A 17,541-nucleotide genomic window follows, 5' to 3' on the forward strand; every position below is an offset into this window, starting at 1 on the left:
AATAGAGAACTGGGTAATGGGACTATCCATTACCCATAAAGGTTATAGTTGTTGGGACTTTTGACCCACAACTAAACTGGTTTGACTACTAGCCAATTTTCCAGCTTGTAAAATTGGTGTGTGAGCAACAGAACTGTTGACCAAGGTAAATAACGGATTAGACAAAATACCAGAGATAGTTGTAGCAATGAGGGTGACTATCAATCCCACTTGTAAAGGTCTAAATCCTGGTAGATCCCACCGCACGGTCGGATAATTCTTAACCACATCAGACATTTCTTGAGGTTCTTTCACCACCATCATTTTCACTACCCGAATGTAGTAATAAATGGAAATCACACTGGTGACTAATCCTAACAACACTAACCAATATAGACCCGCTTGCCAACCTGCCCAAAATAGGTAAATCTTCCCGAAAAACCCAGCCAAGGGTGGAATTCCACCCAAAGATAATAGGGAAACACTTAAACCCAGGGTGAGTAAGGGGTCTTTTTGATATAAACCAGAGTATTCCGTAATCTGATCTGTACCTGTTCTCAAAGAGAAAAGAATAATACAGGTAAATCCGCACAGATTCATAAACAGATATACCAGTAAGTAAAATAACATACTGGAGTAACCTGCATCCGTACCAGCAATTAAGCCAATCATCACAAAACCAGCTTGGGCAATGGAGGAGTAGGCTAACATTCGTTTCATGCTGGTTTGAGCCAGGGCCACAACGTTACCCAAGATCATACTCAGCACGGCCAAAGCAGTAAACACAAATCTCCACTCTTGGGCTACTAAGGGGAACACTACCGTTAATAAACGGATGGACAAAGCCAAACCTGCTGCTTTAGAACCAACGGATAAAAAAGCTATAACCGGAGTTGGGGCACCCTCATAAACATCTGGTGTCCATTGGTGGAAGGGTGCAGCAGATATTTTAAACCCAACGCCAGCAATGATGAACACTAGAGCAATTACTAAACCTAGGGACTGACCTCCATGAGCTGTGGCAATACCACTAGCGATCGCATTTAATTCAGTTTCGCCTCCTGATAATCCATATAGAAGGGACATGCCATACAAAAATACAGCTGTAGTAGAGGCGCCAATAAGGAGATATTTGAGAGCAGCTTCATTAGAGCGTGGGTCACGCTTAGTATAACCTGTTAGCAAATACGAAGAGATACTCAAAGTTTCCAAGGAGATGAAAATCATTACTAATTCACTAGCACCAGAGAGGAACATACCTCCCATAGTAGCTGTCAATAGAATAGCGATGAATTCTGACAAAGCTGTACCACTTTGCTCCACATAGCTGATTGACATGAGGATGGTGACAGCAGCAGACAGGGCAATGATTCCGCGAAAGATAATACTGAGGTCATCAGCGTTAAATCCACCGGTAAAACCGATAGGATGGGGGGAGTCCCATTGTAACCACAGGGAAAGAATGGCTCCCAGTAACCCAGCAACACCTAGGTATCCAATCCAGCGATAGGAAGCGCGCCCCAAAATCAAATCCACGATCAAAACCCCCAAGAGGGTGATGATCACAATCCCCTCTGGTAAAATAGTTCCCGCGTTTAACTGGGATGCAATATTAGCAAAATCCATGATATGTATAGGTTTTGGTGATTAGAGATTAAGGCCAACTACTTCAATTCTATATATAGTTCATGACCGAATTTGCATTAATCTCTATGTTTTTAGCTCCGGTAACTGGAAATTATAGAATTATGGACAAGGATCATGAACCCGGGTAGAAGGCAAAATCAAACTGGAGTGGGAATTTCCCAACTTTATTCGCCAAGCACACCATCCATAAGTTAAAGATGAATATAGATGGCATCCCAGATTACCTTTGCCGTTTATACTCATATTTATGGGATTTATGGGATCTTTACCCGTTTCCTATAGTTTGTGGCAAAATAAAATCACTGCCCAAACGTGATATTTAACCTTGAGATTCTGCCAAAATTATCTCAACTTGACTGTTTAGCTTCAAAGCTATTCTTTTTTTTGAAATTTCCATGTCAACCCTTGTCATTGTTGAATCTCCAACCAAAGCCCGTACCATTCGCAACTACCTGCCAAAAGACTACCAGGTAGAAGCTTCTATGGGTCATGTCCGTGACTTACCCCAGTCTGCTAGTGAAATCCCTGCTACTGTTAAGGGGGAAAAATGGGCTCGGTTTGGGGTAAATATAGAAGCAGATTTTGAACCAGTATATGTTGTTCTTAAAGATAAGAAGAAAATTGTCAGTCAACTAAAAGAAGCTTTAAAAACTGCCAATGAGTTGATTTTAGCAACTGACGAAGACAGGGAAGGTGAAAGTATAAGCTGGCATTTATATCAGTTACTTAAACCTAAAGTGCCTACCAAGCGCATGGTGTTCCACGAAATTACCCAGGAAGCAATCAAAAAGGCTTTAGCGAACTGCAGAACTATTGATGATCAATTAGTCCGCGCTCAGGAAACCCGACGTATCTTAGACCGTCTGGTGGGATATACTCTCTCTCCTCTGCTGTGGAAGAAAATTTCCTGGGGACTTTCTGCGGGTAGAGTTCAATCTGTAGCAGTGCGCCTACTAGTAAATAAGGAACGTCAACGTCGAGCTTTTCGTGAAGGTACCTATTGGGATTTAAAAGCTAGTCTGTTACAAGCAAAAAGCCCTTTTACCTCGGTGTTAATCACCTTAGAAGGAACAAAAGTAGCCACGGGTAGTGATTTTGATCCTGCTACAGGACAAATCGCTGCAGGACGTAATGTGGTCTTACTAAATGAGGAGCAGGCTTTAGCACTCCAGGAACGTTTGGAAGGCAAAACTTGGACTGTGACGGATATAGAAGAACGTCCCGTGATCCGAAAACCCGCTCCACCATTTACTACCTCCACTTTGCAGCAGGAGTCTAACCGAAAACTACGTTTATCCGCTAGGGATACCATGCGAATCGCCCAAAATCTCTATGAGCAAGGATATATTACCTACATGCGGACAGATTCTGTACACCTGTCAGAACAGGCGATCGCCGCAGCTAGAGCTTGTGTAACCCAAAAGTATGGCAAGGAATATCTCAGTCCTCAGCCTAGACAATATACCACCAAGTCTAAGGGTGCCCAAGAAGCTCATGAGGCAATTCGCCCTGCTGGTAGTACATTTCGCACTCCCCAAGAAACTGGTTTAAGTGGGCGGGAATTTGCAGTTTACGATTTAATTTGGAAGCGTACTATTGCTTCCCAAATGGCTGACTCTCGCCAAACCCAGATTGCAGTTCACTTAAAAGTAGAAGAGGCTGGATTCCGCTCTTCTGGTAAACGTATAGATTTTCCTGGCTATCTTCGTGCTTATGTAGAAGGATCGGACGACCCGGAAGCTGCACTGGAAGATCAAGAAGTGATATTACCTCCTTTAAAAGTAGGTGATCATCCCCAATGTACAGAATTAGAAGCAGTGGGACATGAAACCCAACCTCCAGCTAGATATACAGAAGCAACTTTGGTGAAAACTCTAGAAAGTGAAGGGATTGGTCGTCCCAGCACATACGCCAGTATTATTGGCACCATTGTTGATAAAGGTTATGCTCAACTGGTAAGTAATGCGCTAATTCCTACTTTTACTGCCTTTGCTGTTACCAGTTTATTAGAACAACATTTCCCGGAGATTGTGGATCCCAGTTTTACCTCGAAAATGGAGCAAACTCTGGATGAAATTGCCACTGGTGAAGCTGAATGGCTACCCTATCTGCGGAAATTCTATTTAGGGGAGAAAGGTTTACAGGCCCTAGTGCAAGAACAAGAAGATCAAATTGACCCTAGCAAAGCCAAAACCGTAGAATTAGAAAACCTTAACGCCAAGGTTCGCATTGGCAAGTTTGGTCCATTTATTGAGGTAGAAAATGAAGGAGGGATAGTAACAGCGTCTATTCCTAAAGACATTACACCAGCGGATTTAGACCCTGAGCAGGTGGATATGCTACTGCGACAAAAAACCGTGGGACCAGATCAGTTGGGAACCCACCCAGATACGGGTGAACCCATTTACTTGAAAATTGGCGCCTATGGACCTTATATCCAACTAGGAGATAAAACCGACGACAACCCCAAGCCAAAACAAGCTTCCCTTCCTAAAGGTGTTACCCAAGAAAACCTCACTTTGGATATGGCTGTGGGTTTATTGTCATTGCCTCGATACTTAGGAGAGCATCCAGAAACGGGAGCAAAAATTCAAGCTAGTTTAGGCAAGTTTGGACCTTATATAGTTCATGATCAGGGGAAAGATGGTAAAGATTACCGCTCACTAAAGGTAGGTGATGATGTATTGACAATTTCTATGGAACGCGCATTGGAATTATTAGCAGAACCCAAAAAAGCCAGAAGTTCCAGAAATAGTAAATCCAAGACTGCTCTACGGGAATTAGGTTTACATCCGGAAGATGACGCACCTATAAATATTTATAACGGTGAATATGGTTATTATATTAATCATGGTAAAACCAACGTCGGTCTACCGGAGGGTCAAACAGTAGAAAGTGTTACTCTCAGCCAAGCTCTAGAATTGTTAAAAGCTAAAACCTCTAGTAAGTCCAGGAGTAAAACTACTGCCAAAACCAAGTCAACCACCACAAAATCCACCAGTAGGAGCCAAAAGAAGGGCTAGATCTTGACAACTAAGGTAAAAACATAGTATGTTGAGGAAGGTTTCCATTTCCCGATTGTTGTCATAAATCACAAATGGGGATGGGGAAGTATCTCAGGAGTGTTCAGTTAAATGGACTATATAGAAAAGGTACTGGAAAAGCTTAAAGAATTAGCCCGGAAGTTGGTAGAAGCACTACTAGGTCCGGAAGTGGAACCCGAGGGGGAACTCATCCCTATTCCAGTGCACGAACGCCCACGAGGTCGTTAATGACCGGAATACATGGCTCTAACTTTTATGCCAGTGTTTTAGTGCTGCATGGACCCAATCTTAATCTCCTAGGACAGCGAGAACCGGGTGTTTACGGTTCTCAGAGCCTAGAAGAGATAAACTCCCTCCTCGCAGCAGAAGCTGTAAGATTGGGTGTGAAGGTTACTCCCTTCCAGTCTAATCACGAAGGAGTGCTAATAGATAATATCCATGCTGCCACAAAACAGCACCAAGGCATAGTAATTAATGCGGGTGCCTACACCCATACTAGTGTGGCTATTAGAGATGCGATCGCAGGTGTTAACTTACCTGCAGTGGAGGTTCATTTAAGCAATATTTATAGACGAGAGGATTTTCGTCATAATTCCTACATAGCTCCAGTGGTGATTGGTCAAATTAGTGGGTTTGGCGTTCAGAGTTATATACTAGGTTTACAAGCACTGGTGCATTACCTCAGAAAGAATGAGACTTAATCATATCATGCGTTATTCTCTAAGGAATCGAGTTAGGGGTATTTTTTATGGCATGCTGCTAGGTGAAACTTTAACTACTCAGGAATCGGTGAGTTTGGGGGAAATTGCGGTTTTAGGTAGTCAGAGTTTGATTAAGTGGGGTAGATTAGAGATAGAGGAATGGTGGGAGAATTACCGAAACACCACAAGCACAGCAGGAATAATGGTCATAGCTGCTCTACCGCTGGCAATTTTTTACCATGAAGATCCAGACAAATTCAAGGAAAATTTACAGCAATTCCTCAAACTTGGCAATGCAGACCCAGAAGAAAGAGATAACGCTTTAGCTTGGGGATATGTCCTAATCAAATGTCTCACAGAAAGACTACATACTGTTACCCTGATTCCCGAAACAATTGATTTTTTAGGAAAGACAACCTCCTCTCTTCCGGAAAGCTTATTAAAATTAAATAACTTGTTAAAGCAGCAAGCAGGGATGGCCCGAATGGGCGCGGAGTTTAACTTAAAGGAAAATATCAGCCATAATATGGCCCTTTCCCTTTATTGCTTTTTGAGTAGTGTGGAAGATTTCAAATTAAGCCTTTTGCGGAGTAATAAACAAGCTCAAATTTTCAACTGCTATTGTAGTGTGCTCACAGGGGTAATGTCGGGAGCATACAACAGTGTGGAGGGAATTCCAGTGAACTGGAAAATTTTATTGTCACTAAAACTGGGAATGGGCAATCTTTCTCAAATAGAAGAACTAACAGACAACTTGGTAAGATTGTGGTCAGGTGCATATAACGTCAATATAAAACTTGCTCCTCATTCCATATTTGCCGCACCACATCTAATTCGACCAAGGTAATTCTTGTCAAATCAAAACCAGGTTATCCCTATGAACAACAGTTTCTATACCCCCATAACCTAAAATATCTTCAATATCCCGGGAATGAGAACCGCGAATTTTTTCCAACTCTTGACTGTTATAGTTAACTAATCCCCTGGCAATCTCATTACCTTGAAGATCACATAATTGCACCGCGTCTTGAGTGTCAAATTCCCCCTCTACCATTTTAATTCCTGCTGGTAATAAAGATTTTCCACCGCGAGAAATAGCTATAACTGCTCCCTCATCCAAATATAACTTTCCTACTGGAACTAAACCATAAGCTATCCACCTTTTTCTAGCGGAAGTGGGTTCTGGTTGGGGTGCAAAGTGAGTTCCTATTTGCTCTCCCCCAATGATTTTTTCTATGTCATGGGGAAAACGTCCTTGGGTAATTACCGTGCGCACCCCCCCCACCATAGCAATCCGAGCAGCAGATATTTTTGTCATCATCCCCCCTGTCCCCCATGGTGAACCCTGTGCCCCTGCTTGAATCTTCAGATCCTCCAGTTCTCTGGTGTTACTAATTAGGCTAATCGGTTGAGCATTGCTTACCTTTCTTGGATCAGCTGAATATAACCGGTCAACATCTGTCAGCAAAAATAGCCAGTTTGCTTCTACTAAACTGGCAACTAAAGCTGAAAGAGTGTCGTTATCGCCAAATTTTAATTCCTCTACTGCTACTGTATCATTTTCATTGACTATGGGAATTACTCCTAGTCTTAATAACTCCTGAAATGTATTATAGGCATTTAAATATCGGCTACGCTCTACTAAATCTGCCCTGGTTAATAATACTTGGGCTATAGGTTGTTCCAGAGTGGTAAATAGGTCATCATAAATACCCATGAGGCGACCCTGTCCTACAGCAGCTACAGCTTGTTTTAGGGCCATGACTTTAGGTCTTTCTGTTAGTCCCAGTCGGGCACAACCCACACCCACAGCACCAGAAGAAACTAAAATCACCTTGTGTCCTTGCTGTCTTAAACGACAGAGGGTTTCTGTGAGGGTAGCAATGGTGGAAAGGGCTAATTTGCCAGTTTCCGCTTGAGTGAGGCTAGAAGTGCCTATTTTAACTACTATTGTCTCCGTCATCTGTAATCAGCAAAAGTTTGCACAACGCCTTTCCCTCTATGGTGAAGGAAGACGTTGCACGGTTTTATATTTACTTATGATTATCTAGGGCTTTATTTTTTGCCCCATGTTATTAATAATTATATTCTCCGATTTTTTTCCTAATCTAAAATTCCTTAATTATTTCTTTAGATTTAGTTTTGTTTCGCTTTATCAATTTTTGTGAACTTTTGTGTGTTTAGGTCTGATAGAAGCTCCCAGAATCTCCGAGATCCAAACTTCTAGATTGCGAATAGAATAACCACGCAAAACAGTACCCTCATGAACCATAGGTTCTACCAGGATAGTAAACATTCCCAAGCGGTTACCAGCAACTACATCAGTAAACAGGCGATCGCCTACCATAGCAACCTGATTAACAGACAAGTTCATTTCTTGTAGTGCTGCTCTAATTTTCCGTCGTGAAGGTTTAGCCGCCCCTAGGTAGTAGGGTAAATTTAAAGACTTAGCAATAGAGCTAATGCGGGGTTGACTCAAATTATTACTAACCAACCATAATGCTGCATATTGTCTGATTTCCATAACCCACTGTTCTAATTCTGGGGAGACGGAGTTGGCAGTTATGGGTACTAGAGTATCATCAACATCTAAAATGAGTCCTTTGAGTCCATATTGTTGAATGATATCCGGTGTCAGATTTAAAATCGGACCGTGTAAGATCAAATCTGGTTGTAAGATTTCACTCCAAATCATAGCTTGCTCAAATGAGTGGACTAGGAAAATATAGTTCGAGCTTAGGTTGTTCCTTATGTGTGCTAAAGCCTAACTGGGGAAGCCTCAAATGGGCTGATTTTAATTTTCCCCAGTTGGACTATTCGACTGTATCAAACAAGTATTCTTCTAAAAGGGGCTGAACCTGATTGAACTCCTCTGGAGAAAGCAGCTGGGGTTTACCACTCTGAGTTTTTCTGGCAAAAAATAGGAGTGGATCAATAGGTGTGTAGATTTCGTACTCTTGGTCTTCGTAATAGAAATTGGTCAGCAGTTGTAATTGCTCTGGTTCTGTCTCTTGTTCTTCCTCACCCTCAACTTCTAGGGTCAAGATCTCAGATTCTTCCACTGGTGGTAGCTCACCAGTTACGGTCAAAGCGTAGGCAGTGTTTTTTAAAGTTAAATTCTGCTCAGATAGTACAGCCTGGGCAGTGCTGAAAATCCGATCAATTGTTTGATCATCTTCTACTAAAGTTGCTTCTTCTTCGTCTCCATGACCCTCCCAGGCAAAAATTTGTATGGGGGAGTCCACCGGTAAAAGCAAAATATACTCTTGACCTTCTATCTCAAAGGAATTCTCTATATAACACTCGAGCGATCGCCCTTTTTCATCTGTTAAAGTAATCAAATCAACATCAGCACGGTCATTTTCTTCGGAAAAGTCAGAGGAATACATAGTTACACAATCTAAATTTATCAATACTCAAATGCACCAGAATCATTCAACTATATGACAAGCCAAAAAGCCGAATACAGTATTGAGTAATAGTCTTGAGGATATCACCTTTAAAGGTACTAGAACAAGAAAAAATCACCCAGAGGTTATAGTTCACTTTGGTTTGGTAGATTTTGCGGAGTTCTTAACCTTCTATCGTCTAACCACTGCTGTAAAATTATGGATGCTGCTTTGCGGTCCACTAAACCTTTATTATAGGATGGTGAGCGATTTTCCGCTAGGAGCATTTGCTCAGCTTGAAAAGAGGTTAATCGCTCATCCACATGCTCCAGGGGTAACCCTAGAGCTTTAGCTAGTCTATTAGCAAACTTCTGTATTCGACGGGCTTGCTCTCCCATAGAACCATCCCCGGAGTAGGGTATACCAACAACTAAAATTTGCACTCGTCGCTTTTCTACCAGTCCCCGTATTTCCTGTAGATCTTCTACAAAGGACTTGCGTTGTATTGTAGTTATACCCGTGGCAATTAGTCCGGTACCATCGCAACCAGCAACACCGATACGCTTGCTACCCACATCTAAACCCAGAGCGGATACAAAAGATCTTGACTGGGATTCAACCACTACTCTAATTATTCTCCTGTGGTGGTTCTGATGGCTCAATTGTAAGAGCGACCATTTCTGATTTACCCATGGTTACTTCAGGAACAGGTGTCGATTTAGGAATCCAGGACATACCACCGGGAATGGGTTTACGTGCGGGTTGTAGTCCCTGAAGCACCTCCGTCCACTGAATACCTTCTAAGGAGACCAATTTGGACTCCCGGATTTTATGCCACACGGAGCGAGACATAATTAGGGTGTGTTCAATCCGCTGGGCACCAATATTCTCCAGGTATTGTTCCCTTTCGGGTTGATAATCGGATGACGCTAATTTTAGATTCTGTTGGGGAAAATCTTGAGTAATACGAGCCAATTGAGATAACAATTCTGGATATAACCAGGTGTAAGCTGGATGAACTGTTAAGGTAGCTACATGAGGACTAGTTCCTTGTCTGTCTAATTGCAATTCAAAGTAACCGATTGCCGCCTTACGCTGAGGTTCAAATACATAGGCACTCACTACCTCTGTCTCCTCTACCCATTGTTTAATAGCATTACCAATTATATCGAATAAACTAGTTTTAAAATCATGCGTGTGGCGATCAAATACCTGTCTTACCAAAGGCGGCATGGATGCCGTATCTAACTGGTACAATAGGGGCGCATCCGCATTACTAACCGGTAGGAGATTAGGTAAATCCGGCTCAGCCTGTGCTAATTCTTGTAATAGATCTGGTTTAATTTCCCAATAGGTGGTTTCCGCTAAACGCTGAAATCCATTTTGACGATAGAGTGCCAAAGCATTCACATCGTTAATGTTGACTTCTAATATCCACGTGCGAGCTTCTAAAATTGATTCAAAGCAGTGCCGTAGTAGTTGGGAACCTATGCCCAATTTATCAGCGCAGGGATCTAACATGACCTGGTCAACACGCCAAGTGCTGCGGGTGCGATTGAAAGGGGAAACCTGAATTGTGCCTAGCAACTTACGACCCCGCTCCGCTACAAATTGACGGAAACGATGTTGCCACGGGTTGGGGAAGCAGGTTAAAAATTTCAGCACTCCAAACCAGCGACCTAGCCACTGCATGGCAAAAAGACCATACTTAGGAGGGACCTCTATAGGACAATCTTGTTTCAGACGTTCAAGAGCGTCCAGATCCCTATATTGTAAGGGACGAATTATCAGTTCCAGATTTGGAGGAAGTAGTGAGTTCATTTCGATTTAAAAGGATTATATCCAGATCTAAGAAGCTGGTTTCACGCTACCAATATGAAAAAAATTGCCGAACGTTTGCCAATTATAGCACTTTTTTTGTTGAATTTTTCTTATGTTCGTTTTTTATGCCAAACCGGGGTTGGGCAATTTTCTCCTGAAAATGGTTGGTTAAAATGCTTGACGAGAGGCCATTTTTTCAAAGCAGGCTTGGGTTTGATGAAGTAATTGCTGGCGGCTATCTTGCTGAATGTGTTTTAGGGTGGGAACCAAATTGCGAGCTTGTAGGGTCATGTGTAGCTGTAAATGGGCTACGTATTCACTAATATCCTGGCTTTCATTTTCCACAGCAGTTCTTGTTAATACTTTTGATTCCATGACCACTTTTTTCTCCTTGGGCAATACCGCTAGATTTTAATACATGATCAAAACCTATCACATGGTTTTACTTAGCTTATTGATTTGCAATCAACCTTAACATTTGAGGTTATCTAGGTGGATCCCAGAATCATCCCTAGTAGGACCAAGAAACCTATGCTCACATTTTGACTAAACATTTTTCCATATTCCCGGTGGGGTAGGTTGGGATCCCTTAATCGTAGCACCTGCCAAAACCAACCAACACTAGCAATGAATAAGCTGATCCAAAAAAATATATTTAATTTTAAAGAAATAGCCTCCGCCATTAACAGTATAATAGTACCAAGGAAAAAAATACCCACAGCGTTAGGAGTCTGATCACCAAAAAATAGGGCGCTAGATTTAACGCCAATGCGCTGATCATCCAGGCGATCGCTCATGGCATAGATGGTATCAAATCCCAAAGTCCAAAGAACCGTGGCCCCCCACAAAAACCAGGTAGGTAGAGAAATATTGCCTGTGACTGCACTCCAACTAATCAAAACGGCGAAACCCCAGGCCAGAGAAAGAATTAGTTGGGGTATGGGAAATACTCGTTTAGCGCCGGGATATAGTAATATTACTGGTACAGCACTCACGGATAACCAGAAGCTCAAGGGATTAAGATAGAGGGCGAGAATAGCTGCACAAACTAGGGCAACAATTCCCACCACTACACCAACTTTCACCGAAAGAGCCCGGGAAGCCAAAGGACGATCCCGTGTTCTGTTAACCTGGGTATCAATGTCTCGATCCCATAAATCATTGATTACACAACCAGCAGCACTGGTAGCCAAACTACCTAATATAATTACTACTACTAGGATTGTGGGTGGTTTGCCATCAGCTGCCAAAAACAGGGCCCATAAAGCGGGAATCATCAAAATTAGCCTACCCTCTGGTTTATGCCACCGTAATAGTCGCATAATGACAAACCATAATGGTTTTTGATTGCTTTCTGGTGTGGTTTGCATGTTTACTAGATTTGCACTTCGAGTCTACATCTATAGAATATCCTTTTTGGAAGACTTGGCAGATCTGGAAAACTAGCTTTTTTGTCCATGTAAATTAAGAGAGAATTAAGAGACACTCATAATGGTGAATATAGTTCCTGCTAAATGGAATGTTGTACCAGTTCCACCGGTAAAGCCAAACCCAATTATTGCCTCTATTGATATTGGCACTAATTCCTTGCATATAGTCGTAGTACGTATTGATCCAACCTTACCAACTTTTACAGTGATTGCTAAGGAAAAGGAAACTGTCAGATTGGGCGATCGCAATTTGGAAACTGGTGATTTAAAACCGGAAGTGATGAAAAAGGCGATCGCCTGTTTAGGTCGTTTTCAAGAACTGGCGAAGAGTTTTGAAGCTGATAGTATTATTGCTGTAGCTACCAGTGCGGTTAGAGAGGCACCCAACGGTAGAAGTTTTTTACATCAAATAGAGATTGAGTTAGGTTTAGATGTAGACTTAATTTCTGGACAGGAGGAAGCGCGACGGATTTACTTGGGTGTGTTGTCGGGGATGGAGTTTAACCAACAACCACATATTATCATTGATATTGGAGGAGGTTCTACGGAATTAATTTTAGGTGATTCTCAGGAACCCCGGAGTTTAACTAGTACCAAAATTGGCGCGGTGCGACTAACTGGGGAATTAATTACAACCGATCCTATTGGTAATACAGAATTTCAATACTTACAGGCTTATGCTAAAGGAATGTTAGAGCGGTCTGTAGAAGATATACTTTCTAAACTGCAACCGGGTGAAATTCCTAAGCTGGTGGGAACTTCCGGGACGATTGAAACCATAGGGACCATTCATGCTAAGGAGAAAATGGGAATTGTACCTTCTACCCTTAACGGTTATTGTTTCAATCTCCACGATTTACAAACCTGGGTAACCCGTTTAAAAAGAATGACCAATGTAGAGCGATCAGCAATTTCAGGAATGCCCGATAGAAGGTCAGAAGTAATACTAGCTGGAGCAGTAATATTACAGGAAGCGATGACATTGTTGGGATTAGAAACCATAACAGTTTGTGAAAGTTCCCTGAGAGAAGGTGTAATAGTTGACTGGATGCTGACTCATGGATTTATTGCCGACCGACTACAATATCAAAGTTCTATTCGGGAGAGAAATGTTTTAAAGCTCGCTCAAAAGTACCACATTAACTTAGAGTGTAGTCAACGGGTAGCGGAATTCGCTTTGACTTTGTTTAGTCAAACCCAAGGCAAGTTACACAATTGGGGTGAAGATGCCAGAGAACTATTATGGGCTGGGGCAGTTTTACATAATTGTGGTCACCATATTAGCCATTCAGCACATCATAAACATTCCTATTATTTAATTAGGAATGGGGAGTTATTAGGTTATAATGAGACAGAAATAGAAATAATTGCCAACTTAGCCCGTTATCATCGCAAATCACCACCCAAGAAAAAGCATGAAAACTTTCAAAATCTAACCCATAAAGGACATCGGCAAATGGTATCTCAACTAAGTGCCATTTTACGGGTAGCTGTGGCTTTAGACAGGAGACAAATTGGAGCGGTTGGTGGGATTAAGTGTGAATACTTACCTACCATTAGGCAATTAGAGATGGTTGTTTCTCCCAGTAGGTATGATGATGATTGTGATCTAGAAATGTGGAGTTTAGACTTGAAAAAGCAAGTGTTTGAGCAAGAATTTGGGGTTAAGCTAGTGACCCATTTAGCTCGATTTAATAGGTAAGCAAGCATCCGGTTACCAGGTGGCTATGGTCATATCTTAATGCTAGAGTAAGGGAACTTGGGATTTTGTTTTTTGACCATAGAATCACAAAAGGTTTTATAGTAGTAAATAATGGCATAGGGTTTGACGAAAAAAACTACAATTCTTTTTGTACTTCTGATTCAACCTGATTGAAGCCAGCAGTCAGGATTGAACTGACGACCTTCCGATTACAAGTCGGATGCACTACCGCTGTGCTATGCTGGCAAAGGGCTAGGATGTAATTAATGCCCACTGATATCCAATCATAGCACAGAACCAAAATTTGTCCAGTGGTTTTTTCTAAAAATCTGGCAAAAAAGTCCCAAAAATTTTTCCCCCAGTGCTATAGTATAAATGTGGCATACAAAATCCTGTAATTTCAGGTAACAATAGTTAGTAGAGTTTCAACTTGAAACCCTAGTAATGTTGAAATATCTGAAAGACTTAAAAAACACATTAATAATACAAATCATCAGCATGGTAGCATTGACTGGAAGAGACTTACTAGGTTTAGGAGACCTAAGTTCTACAGAACTACTAGAACTCCTGTCCATGGCAACATTACTGAAATCGCAAAAACTAACACTACATTCCAACAAGGTTTTGGGTTTGTTATTCTCCAAGGCCTCCACTCGCACCAGAGTAAGTTTTACAGTAGCTATGTACCAATTAGGAGGCCAGGTGATTGACCTGCATCCAAATGTCACTCAGGTGAGTCGGGGTGAACCTGTGCAAGATACCGCTAGGGTCTTAGACCGTTATTTAGATGTCTTAGCAATTAGAACCTTTGCCCAACAAGAATTAGTCACCTTTGCTCACTACGCCAAAATACCAGTGATTAATGCCCTAACAGATCTAGAACACCCGTGTCAAATTCTAGCAGATTTGTTGACTATTCGAGAAGTATTCAGTGATTTAACAGGATTAACCCTTACCTATGTAGGGGATGGTAATAACGTAGCTAATTCCCTAATGTTGGGTTGTGCCTTAGCTGGCATGAATGTAAGGATAGCTTTCCCACAAGGATACGCCCCCAATCAAGATATTGTAGAAAAAGCCCGGGCTATTGCTGGTGATAAAACTGAAGTAATGCTTACCCATGATCCAGTCATAGGAGCTAAAAATGCCCACATCCTTTACACTGATGTTTGGGCAAGTATGGGTCAGGAGTCAGAAGCTGATAATCGTCTACCAATCTTCCAACCCTATCAAATTTCCCAGGATTTACTCAGTCTAGCAGACCCCCAAGCCATAGTTTTACACTGTCTACCCGCCCACCGTGGGGAAGAAATTACCGATGAGGTAATAGAAGGTTCCCAATCAAAAGTTTGGGACCAGGCTGAAAATAGATTGCATGCTCAAAAAGCTTTACTGGCTAGTATTTTGGGTGCCAGCTGAATTTTCGCTCAACTTTCGGCTCTAAGAACCATAAAATCCAAATTCCCATGGGCCCAAGTTGATTGACACCAGAGTTTTTTTGAATTATCATAGGGCACAGGATACAAATAAATCTATCTATCTTCAATCCTACCAACGGAATATTAATTTCTTGCTAAAAAATACCCAATAGGGTCTTGCTAAGGGAGACCTTTTGTAGTACAAATGTTCTCAGGACATTTGTTGTTGCTTTCCCCAAAAATATGGAAAAACTGACGGAAGCCCAAAACGAACTATACGAATGGCTGGTAGAATATATTCGGGTTAATCAACATTCACCATCTATTCGTCAAATGATGCAGGGAGTAAATTTGAAGTCTCCAGCACCGGTTCAAAGCAGGTTAGAACACTTGCGGAACAAGGGATACATTGGCTGGGATGAGGGTAAAGCGCGAACCATTAGAATATTGCATTCTAGTAAGTACGGCGTGCCCATTTTAGGAACCATTGCAGCAGGGGGCTTAATTGAACCTTTTGCTGATGCGGTAGAGTGTGAATACTTAGATTTAGCTAATCTACCTATTCCTCCTCAAAGTTATGCTTTGCGCGTAGCTGGTGATAGTATGATTGAGGATTTAATTGCTGATGGTGATGTGGTATTCCTGCGTCCTGTGGCCGAACCCAATCTGATGAAAAATGGCACTATTGTTGCTGCTAGGGTGGAGGGATATGGTACAACCTTAAAACGGTTTTATCTTGAGGGAGATATGGTCACTCTTAAACCAGCTAATTCCAACTATCAACCTATTCAAGTCCCCGCTATTCATGTGGAAATACAAGGTTCTTTAGTCGGTGTCTGGCGAAACTACAATTATGGCTTTAGCCAAAATGCTTAGGAGCTGCTACAGGTCTAATCCTAATTGATTTGAATAAAAAATGTATTTTATAGCGTCTTCCATTGCTTCCAGTTCTAAACTACCGGTATCAGCACCATATACCTTTTCCCTTAAATTACCCTTTGTCAGGGAAAATAGGGGTGACTACCATGTCAATTCATCCTTACCCGGTTGTCCTAGAATACCTTTACACGTCGAATTACGAGGATACCAAAAACAGGCTATTACTAGCTGGTTTGCTAATAATGGTCGGGGAACATTGAAAATGGCTACCGGTAGTGGAAAAACAATTACCGCACTGGCGATCGCCTATGAATTATATAAACAGATAGGCTTACAAGTCTTGTTAGTGGTCTGTCCCCATCGTCACTTGGTTACCCAGTGGGGTAGAGAGTGTGAGAAATTCAACTTAAAGCCCATTTTAGCTTACGAAAATATACGGAATTGGCATAGTCAAATGTCCGTAGAGTTATATAACTTGGGTTCTGGTTATCAAAAGTTTCTGACTGTTATTACCACTAACTTGACCTTAATTGGGGAAGGTTTCCAATCACAACTGAAATATTTTCCGCCGAAAACCTTAATCATTGGGGATGAAGCACATAATTTGGGTGCGCCCAGGTTAGAAGAAAGTTTACCTCGTAATGTGGGATTAAGACTAGCTCTATCAGCTACACCAGAAAGATATTTTGATGAGGAAGGTACGGAGTCCTTATTGGAATATTTTGGACCAGTTTTACAACCGGAGTTTAGCTTAAAAGATGCCATTGACCAGGGAGCATTGGTGCATTATTTATACTATCCAGTTTTCGTTGAATTAACGGAGTTGGAGAGTATGAATTATTTAAGATTAACAAAAAAAATAGGGCGTTGTTTACAAAATCGGGAGATAAAGGAGACCGTTAGTTTTGAGGATATGGAGGGTATTAAATCTCTACTGATAAAACGAGCTAGATTAATTAGCAGCGCGGAAAATAAACTAGTGGCATTAAAACATTTAATGTTAAATCGTCTAAACACGAGCCATACATTATTTTATTGTAGTGATGGTTCCCAAGAGGGGGGGAACCATTCTTACCAACTGGAAGAGGTAACCAAAATTTTAGGAGTGGAACTAGGGTATAAAATCAGCACCTACACTGCGCGAACATCATTACCAGAGCGAGAAGTGTTAAGAAAACAATTTGAAAGTGGGGACTTGCAGGGTTTAGTAGCTATTCGTTGTTTAGATGAGGGTGTAGATATACCAGCAATTAGAACCGCAGTGATTTTATCCAGTTCTAGCAATCCCCGTCAATTTATTCAGCGTCGGGGTAGGGTGTTACGTCCCCATCCCGGTAAAGAAAGGGCGACAATTTTTGATATGATAGTGTCACCTCCAGACTTAGATCGAGAAGCAATGGAAGTGGAAAGGAACTTGCTGAGAAAAGAATTGAAAAGGTTTGTAGAATTTTCTAATTTAGCGGATAACGCAGGTGAAGCTAGAATGAAGCTATTTAACCTGCAAAAGCGCTATAGTTTGCTGGACATTTAG

At 41.6% G+C, this 17,541-nt stretch carries 16 protein-coding genes and 1 tRNA gene; 8 read left to right on the top strand and 9 right to left on the bottom strand.

Annotated elements, in window-relative coordinates; all coding sequences use genetic code 11:
* Window positions 1-42: 42 nt before the first annotated feature.
* A complete protein-coding gene (locus tag IAR63_RS03340) occupies window positions 43-1,605 on the bottom strand; it encodes an NAD(P)H-quinone oxidoreductase subunit N (RefSeq protein ID WP_187706585.1) in 1,563 nt (520 codons plus the stop codon).
* A gap of 416 nt (window positions 1,606-2,021) precedes the next feature.
* On the opposite strand from IAR63_RS03340, the gene topA reads away from it, so the two are divergent.
* From topA to IAR63_RS03360, 4 genes are all read left to right on the top strand, one after another.
* The gene (gene topA / locus IAR63_RS03345; RefSeq protein ID WP_187706586.1) at window positions 2,022-4,649 is read left to right on the top strand and encodes a type I DNA topoisomerase; all 2,628 of its coding nucleotides are present in this window, start codon (window positions 2,022-2,024) and stop codon (window positions 4,647-4,649) included.
* A 111-nt stretch (window positions 4,650-4,760) separates the two neighbouring features.
* Window positions 4,761-4,898, top strand: coding sequence for a hypothetical protein (locus tag IAR63_RS03350; protein WP_006275827.1), 138 nt, complete (start codon window positions 4,761-4,763; stop codon window positions 4,896-4,898).
* Window positions 4,898-5,371 (top strand): type II 3-dehydroquinate dehydratase, encoded by a 474-nt coding sequence (aroQ, locus tag IAR63_RS03355; RefSeq protein ID WP_187706587.1) that lies wholly within the window; start codon window positions 4,898-4,900, stop codon window positions 5,369-5,371. Before IAR63_RS03350 ends, aroQ begins: the two co-directional genes overlap by 1 nt.
* Before the next feature lie 7 nt (window positions 5,372-5,378).
* Window positions 5,379-6,218, top strand: a complete 840-nt coding sequence (locus IAR63_RS03360) for an ADP-ribosylglycohydrolase family protein (RefSeq protein WP_187706588.1) — start codon at window positions 5,379-5,381, stop codon at window positions 6,216-6,218.
* 6 nt (window positions 6,219-6,224) lie between these two features.
* On the opposite strand, the gene proB is transcribed toward IAR63_RS03360, so the two are convergent.
* From proB to IAR63_RS03395, 7 genes are all read right to left on the bottom strand, one after another.
* A complete protein-coding gene (gene proB, locus IAR63_RS03365; RefSeq protein WP_187706589.1) occupies window positions 6,225-7,334 on the bottom strand; it encodes a glutamate 5-kinase in 1,110 nt (369 codons plus the stop codon).
* 192 nt (window positions 7,335-7,526) lie between these two features.
* On the bottom strand, window positions 7,527-8,066 hold the full coding sequence (locus IAR63_RS03370) for a YqeG family HAD IIIA-type phosphatase (RefSeq protein WP_187706590.1): 540 nt from the start codon (window positions 8,064-8,066) through the stop codon (window positions 7,527-7,529).
* A 118-nt stretch (window positions 8,067-8,184) separates the two neighbouring features.
* Window positions 8,185-8,760, bottom strand: a complete 576-nt coding sequence (locus IAR63_RS03375) for a DUF3727 domain-containing protein (protein WP_187706591.1) — start codon at window positions 8,758-8,760, stop codon at window positions 8,185-8,187.
* Window positions 8,761-8,906: 146 nt separating this feature from the next.
* Window positions 8,907-9,383: a Holliday junction resolvase RuvX gene (gene ruvX, locus IAR63_RS03380; RefSeq protein WP_187706592.1), complete on the bottom strand. Its 477-nt coding sequence runs from the start codon at window positions 9,381-9,383 to the stop codon at window positions 8,907-8,909.
* Window positions 9,384-9,387: 4 nt separating this feature from the next.
* Window positions 9,388-10,581 (bottom strand): GNAT family N-acetyltransferase, encoded by a 1,194-nt coding sequence (locus IAR63_RS03385; protein ID WP_187706593.1) that lies wholly within the window; start codon window positions 10,579-10,581, stop codon window positions 9,388-9,390.
* Between the two features lie 168 nt (window positions 10,582-10,749).
* Window positions 10,750-10,956: a hypothetical protein gene (locus IAR63_RS03390; protein ID WP_061545054.1), complete on the bottom strand. Its 207-nt coding sequence runs from the start codon at window positions 10,954-10,956 to the stop codon at window positions 10,750-10,752.
* A 113-nt stretch (window positions 10,957-11,069) separates the two neighbouring features.
* Window positions 11,070-11,951, bottom strand: coding sequence for a 4-hydroxybenzoate solanesyltransferase (locus tag IAR63_RS03395; RefSeq protein ID WP_187706594.1), 882 nt, complete (start codon window positions 11,949-11,951; stop codon window positions 11,070-11,072).
* Between the two features lie 121 nt (window positions 11,952-12,072).
* On the opposite strand from IAR63_RS03395, the gene IAR63_RS03400 reads away from it, so the two are divergent.
* Entirely contained in the window at window positions 12,073-13,713 is a 1,641-nt protein-coding gene (locus IAR63_RS03400; RefSeq protein WP_187706595.1) for a Ppx/GppA phosphatase family protein, read from the top strand.
* 174 nt (window positions 13,714-13,887) lie between these two features.
* Here the strand turns inward: IAR63_RS03400 and IAR63_RS03405 are convergent.
* Window positions 13,888-13,959 (bottom strand) — tRNA-Thr (locus IAR63_RS03405).
* Window positions 13,960-14,211: 252 nt separating this feature from the next.
* Between IAR63_RS03405 and argF the strand changes: the two genes are divergently transcribed.
* The 3 genes from argF to IAR63_RS03420 all read left to right on the top strand — a co-directional run bounded on the left by argF (window position 14,212) and on the right by IAR63_RS03420 (window position 17,541).
* Window positions 14,212-15,132 (top strand): ornithine carbamoyltransferase, encoded by a 921-nt coding sequence (gene argF, locus IAR63_RS03410; protein ID WP_187707342.1) that lies wholly within the window; start codon window positions 14,212-14,214, stop codon window positions 15,130-15,132.
* A 242-nt stretch (window positions 15,133-15,374) separates the two neighbouring features.
* A complete protein-coding gene (lexA, locus tag IAR63_RS03415; RefSeq protein ID WP_040007947.1) occupies window positions 15,375-16,007 on the top strand; it encodes a transcriptional repressor LexA in 633 nt (210 codons plus the stop codon).
* Between the two features lie 40 nt (window positions 16,008-16,047).
* Window positions 16,048-17,541 (top strand): DNA phosphorothioation system restriction enzyme, encoded by a 1,494-nt coding sequence (locus IAR63_RS03420; RefSeq protein ID WP_187706596.1) that lies wholly within the window; start codon window positions 16,048-16,050, stop codon window positions 17,539-17,541.

The sequence above is a fragment of the Cylindrospermopsis curvispora GIHE-G1 genome (genome assembly GCF_014489415.1).
GTDB lineage: Bacteria > Cyanobacteriota > Cyanobacteriia > Cyanobacteriales > Nostocaceae > Raphidiopsis > Raphidiopsis curvispora_A.

What these genes read in the sequence shown, in the direction of transcription:
- IAR63_RS03340 (WP_187706585.1), bottom strand. Translation starts at nt 1,605, where the DNA reads ATGGATTTTGCTAATATTGCATCCCAGTTAAACGCGGGAACTATTTTA.
- topA (WP_187706586.1), top strand. Translation starts at nt 2,022, where the DNA reads ATGTCAACCCTTGTCATTGTTGAATCTCCAACCAAAGCCCGTACCATT.
- IAR63_RS03350 (WP_006275827.1), top strand. Translation starts at nt 4,761, where the DNA reads ATGGACTATATAGAAAAGGTACTGGAAAAGCTTAAAGAATTAGCCCGG.
- aroQ (WP_187706587.1), top strand. Translation starts at nt 4,898, where the DNA reads ATGACCGGAATACATGGCTCTAACTTTTATGCCAGTGTTTTAGTGCTG.
- IAR63_RS03360 (WP_187706588.1), top strand. Translation starts at nt 5,379, where the DNA reads ATGCGTTATTCTCTAAGGAATCGAGTTAGGGGTATTTTTTATGGCATG.
- proB (WP_187706589.1), bottom strand. Translation starts at nt 7,334, where the DNA reads ATGACGGAGACAATAGTAGTTAAAATAGGCACTTCTAGCCTCACTCAA.
- IAR63_RS03370 (WP_187706590.1), bottom strand. Translation starts at nt 8,066, where the DNA reads ATGATTTGGAGTGAAATCTTACAACCAGATTTGATCTTACACGGTCCG.
- IAR63_RS03375 (WP_187706591.1), bottom strand. Translation starts at nt 8,760, where the DNA reads ATGTATTCCTCTGACTTTTCCGAAGAAAATGACCGTGCTGATGTTGAT.
- IAR63_RS03385 (WP_187706593.1), bottom strand. Translation starts at nt 10,581, where the DNA reads ATGAACTCACTACTTCCTCCAAATCTGGAACTGATAATTCGTCCCTTA.
- IAR63_RS03390 (WP_061545054.1), bottom strand. Translation starts at nt 10,956, where the DNA reads ATGGAATCAAAAGTATTAACAAGAACTGCTGTGGAAAATGAAAGCCAG.
- IAR63_RS03395 (WP_187706594.1), bottom strand. Translation starts at nt 11,951, where the DNA reads ATGCAAACCACACCAGAAAGCAATCAAAAACCATTATGGTTTGTCATT.
- IAR63_RS03400 (WP_187706595.1), top strand. Translation starts at nt 12,073, where the DNA reads ATGGTGAATATAGTTCCTGCTAAATGGAATGTTGTACCAGTTCCACCG.
- argF (WP_187707342.1), top strand. Translation starts at nt 14,212, where the DNA reads ATGGTAGCATTGACTGGAAGAGACTTACTAGGTTTAGGAGACCTAAGT.
- lexA (WP_040007947.1), top strand. Translation starts at nt 15,375, where the DNA reads ATGGAAAAACTGACGGAAGCCCAAAACGAACTATACGAATGGCTGGTA.
- IAR63_RS03420 (WP_187706596.1), top strand. Translation starts at nt 16,048, where the DNA reads ATGTATTTTATAGCGTCTTCCATTGCTTCCAGTTCTAAACTACCGGTA.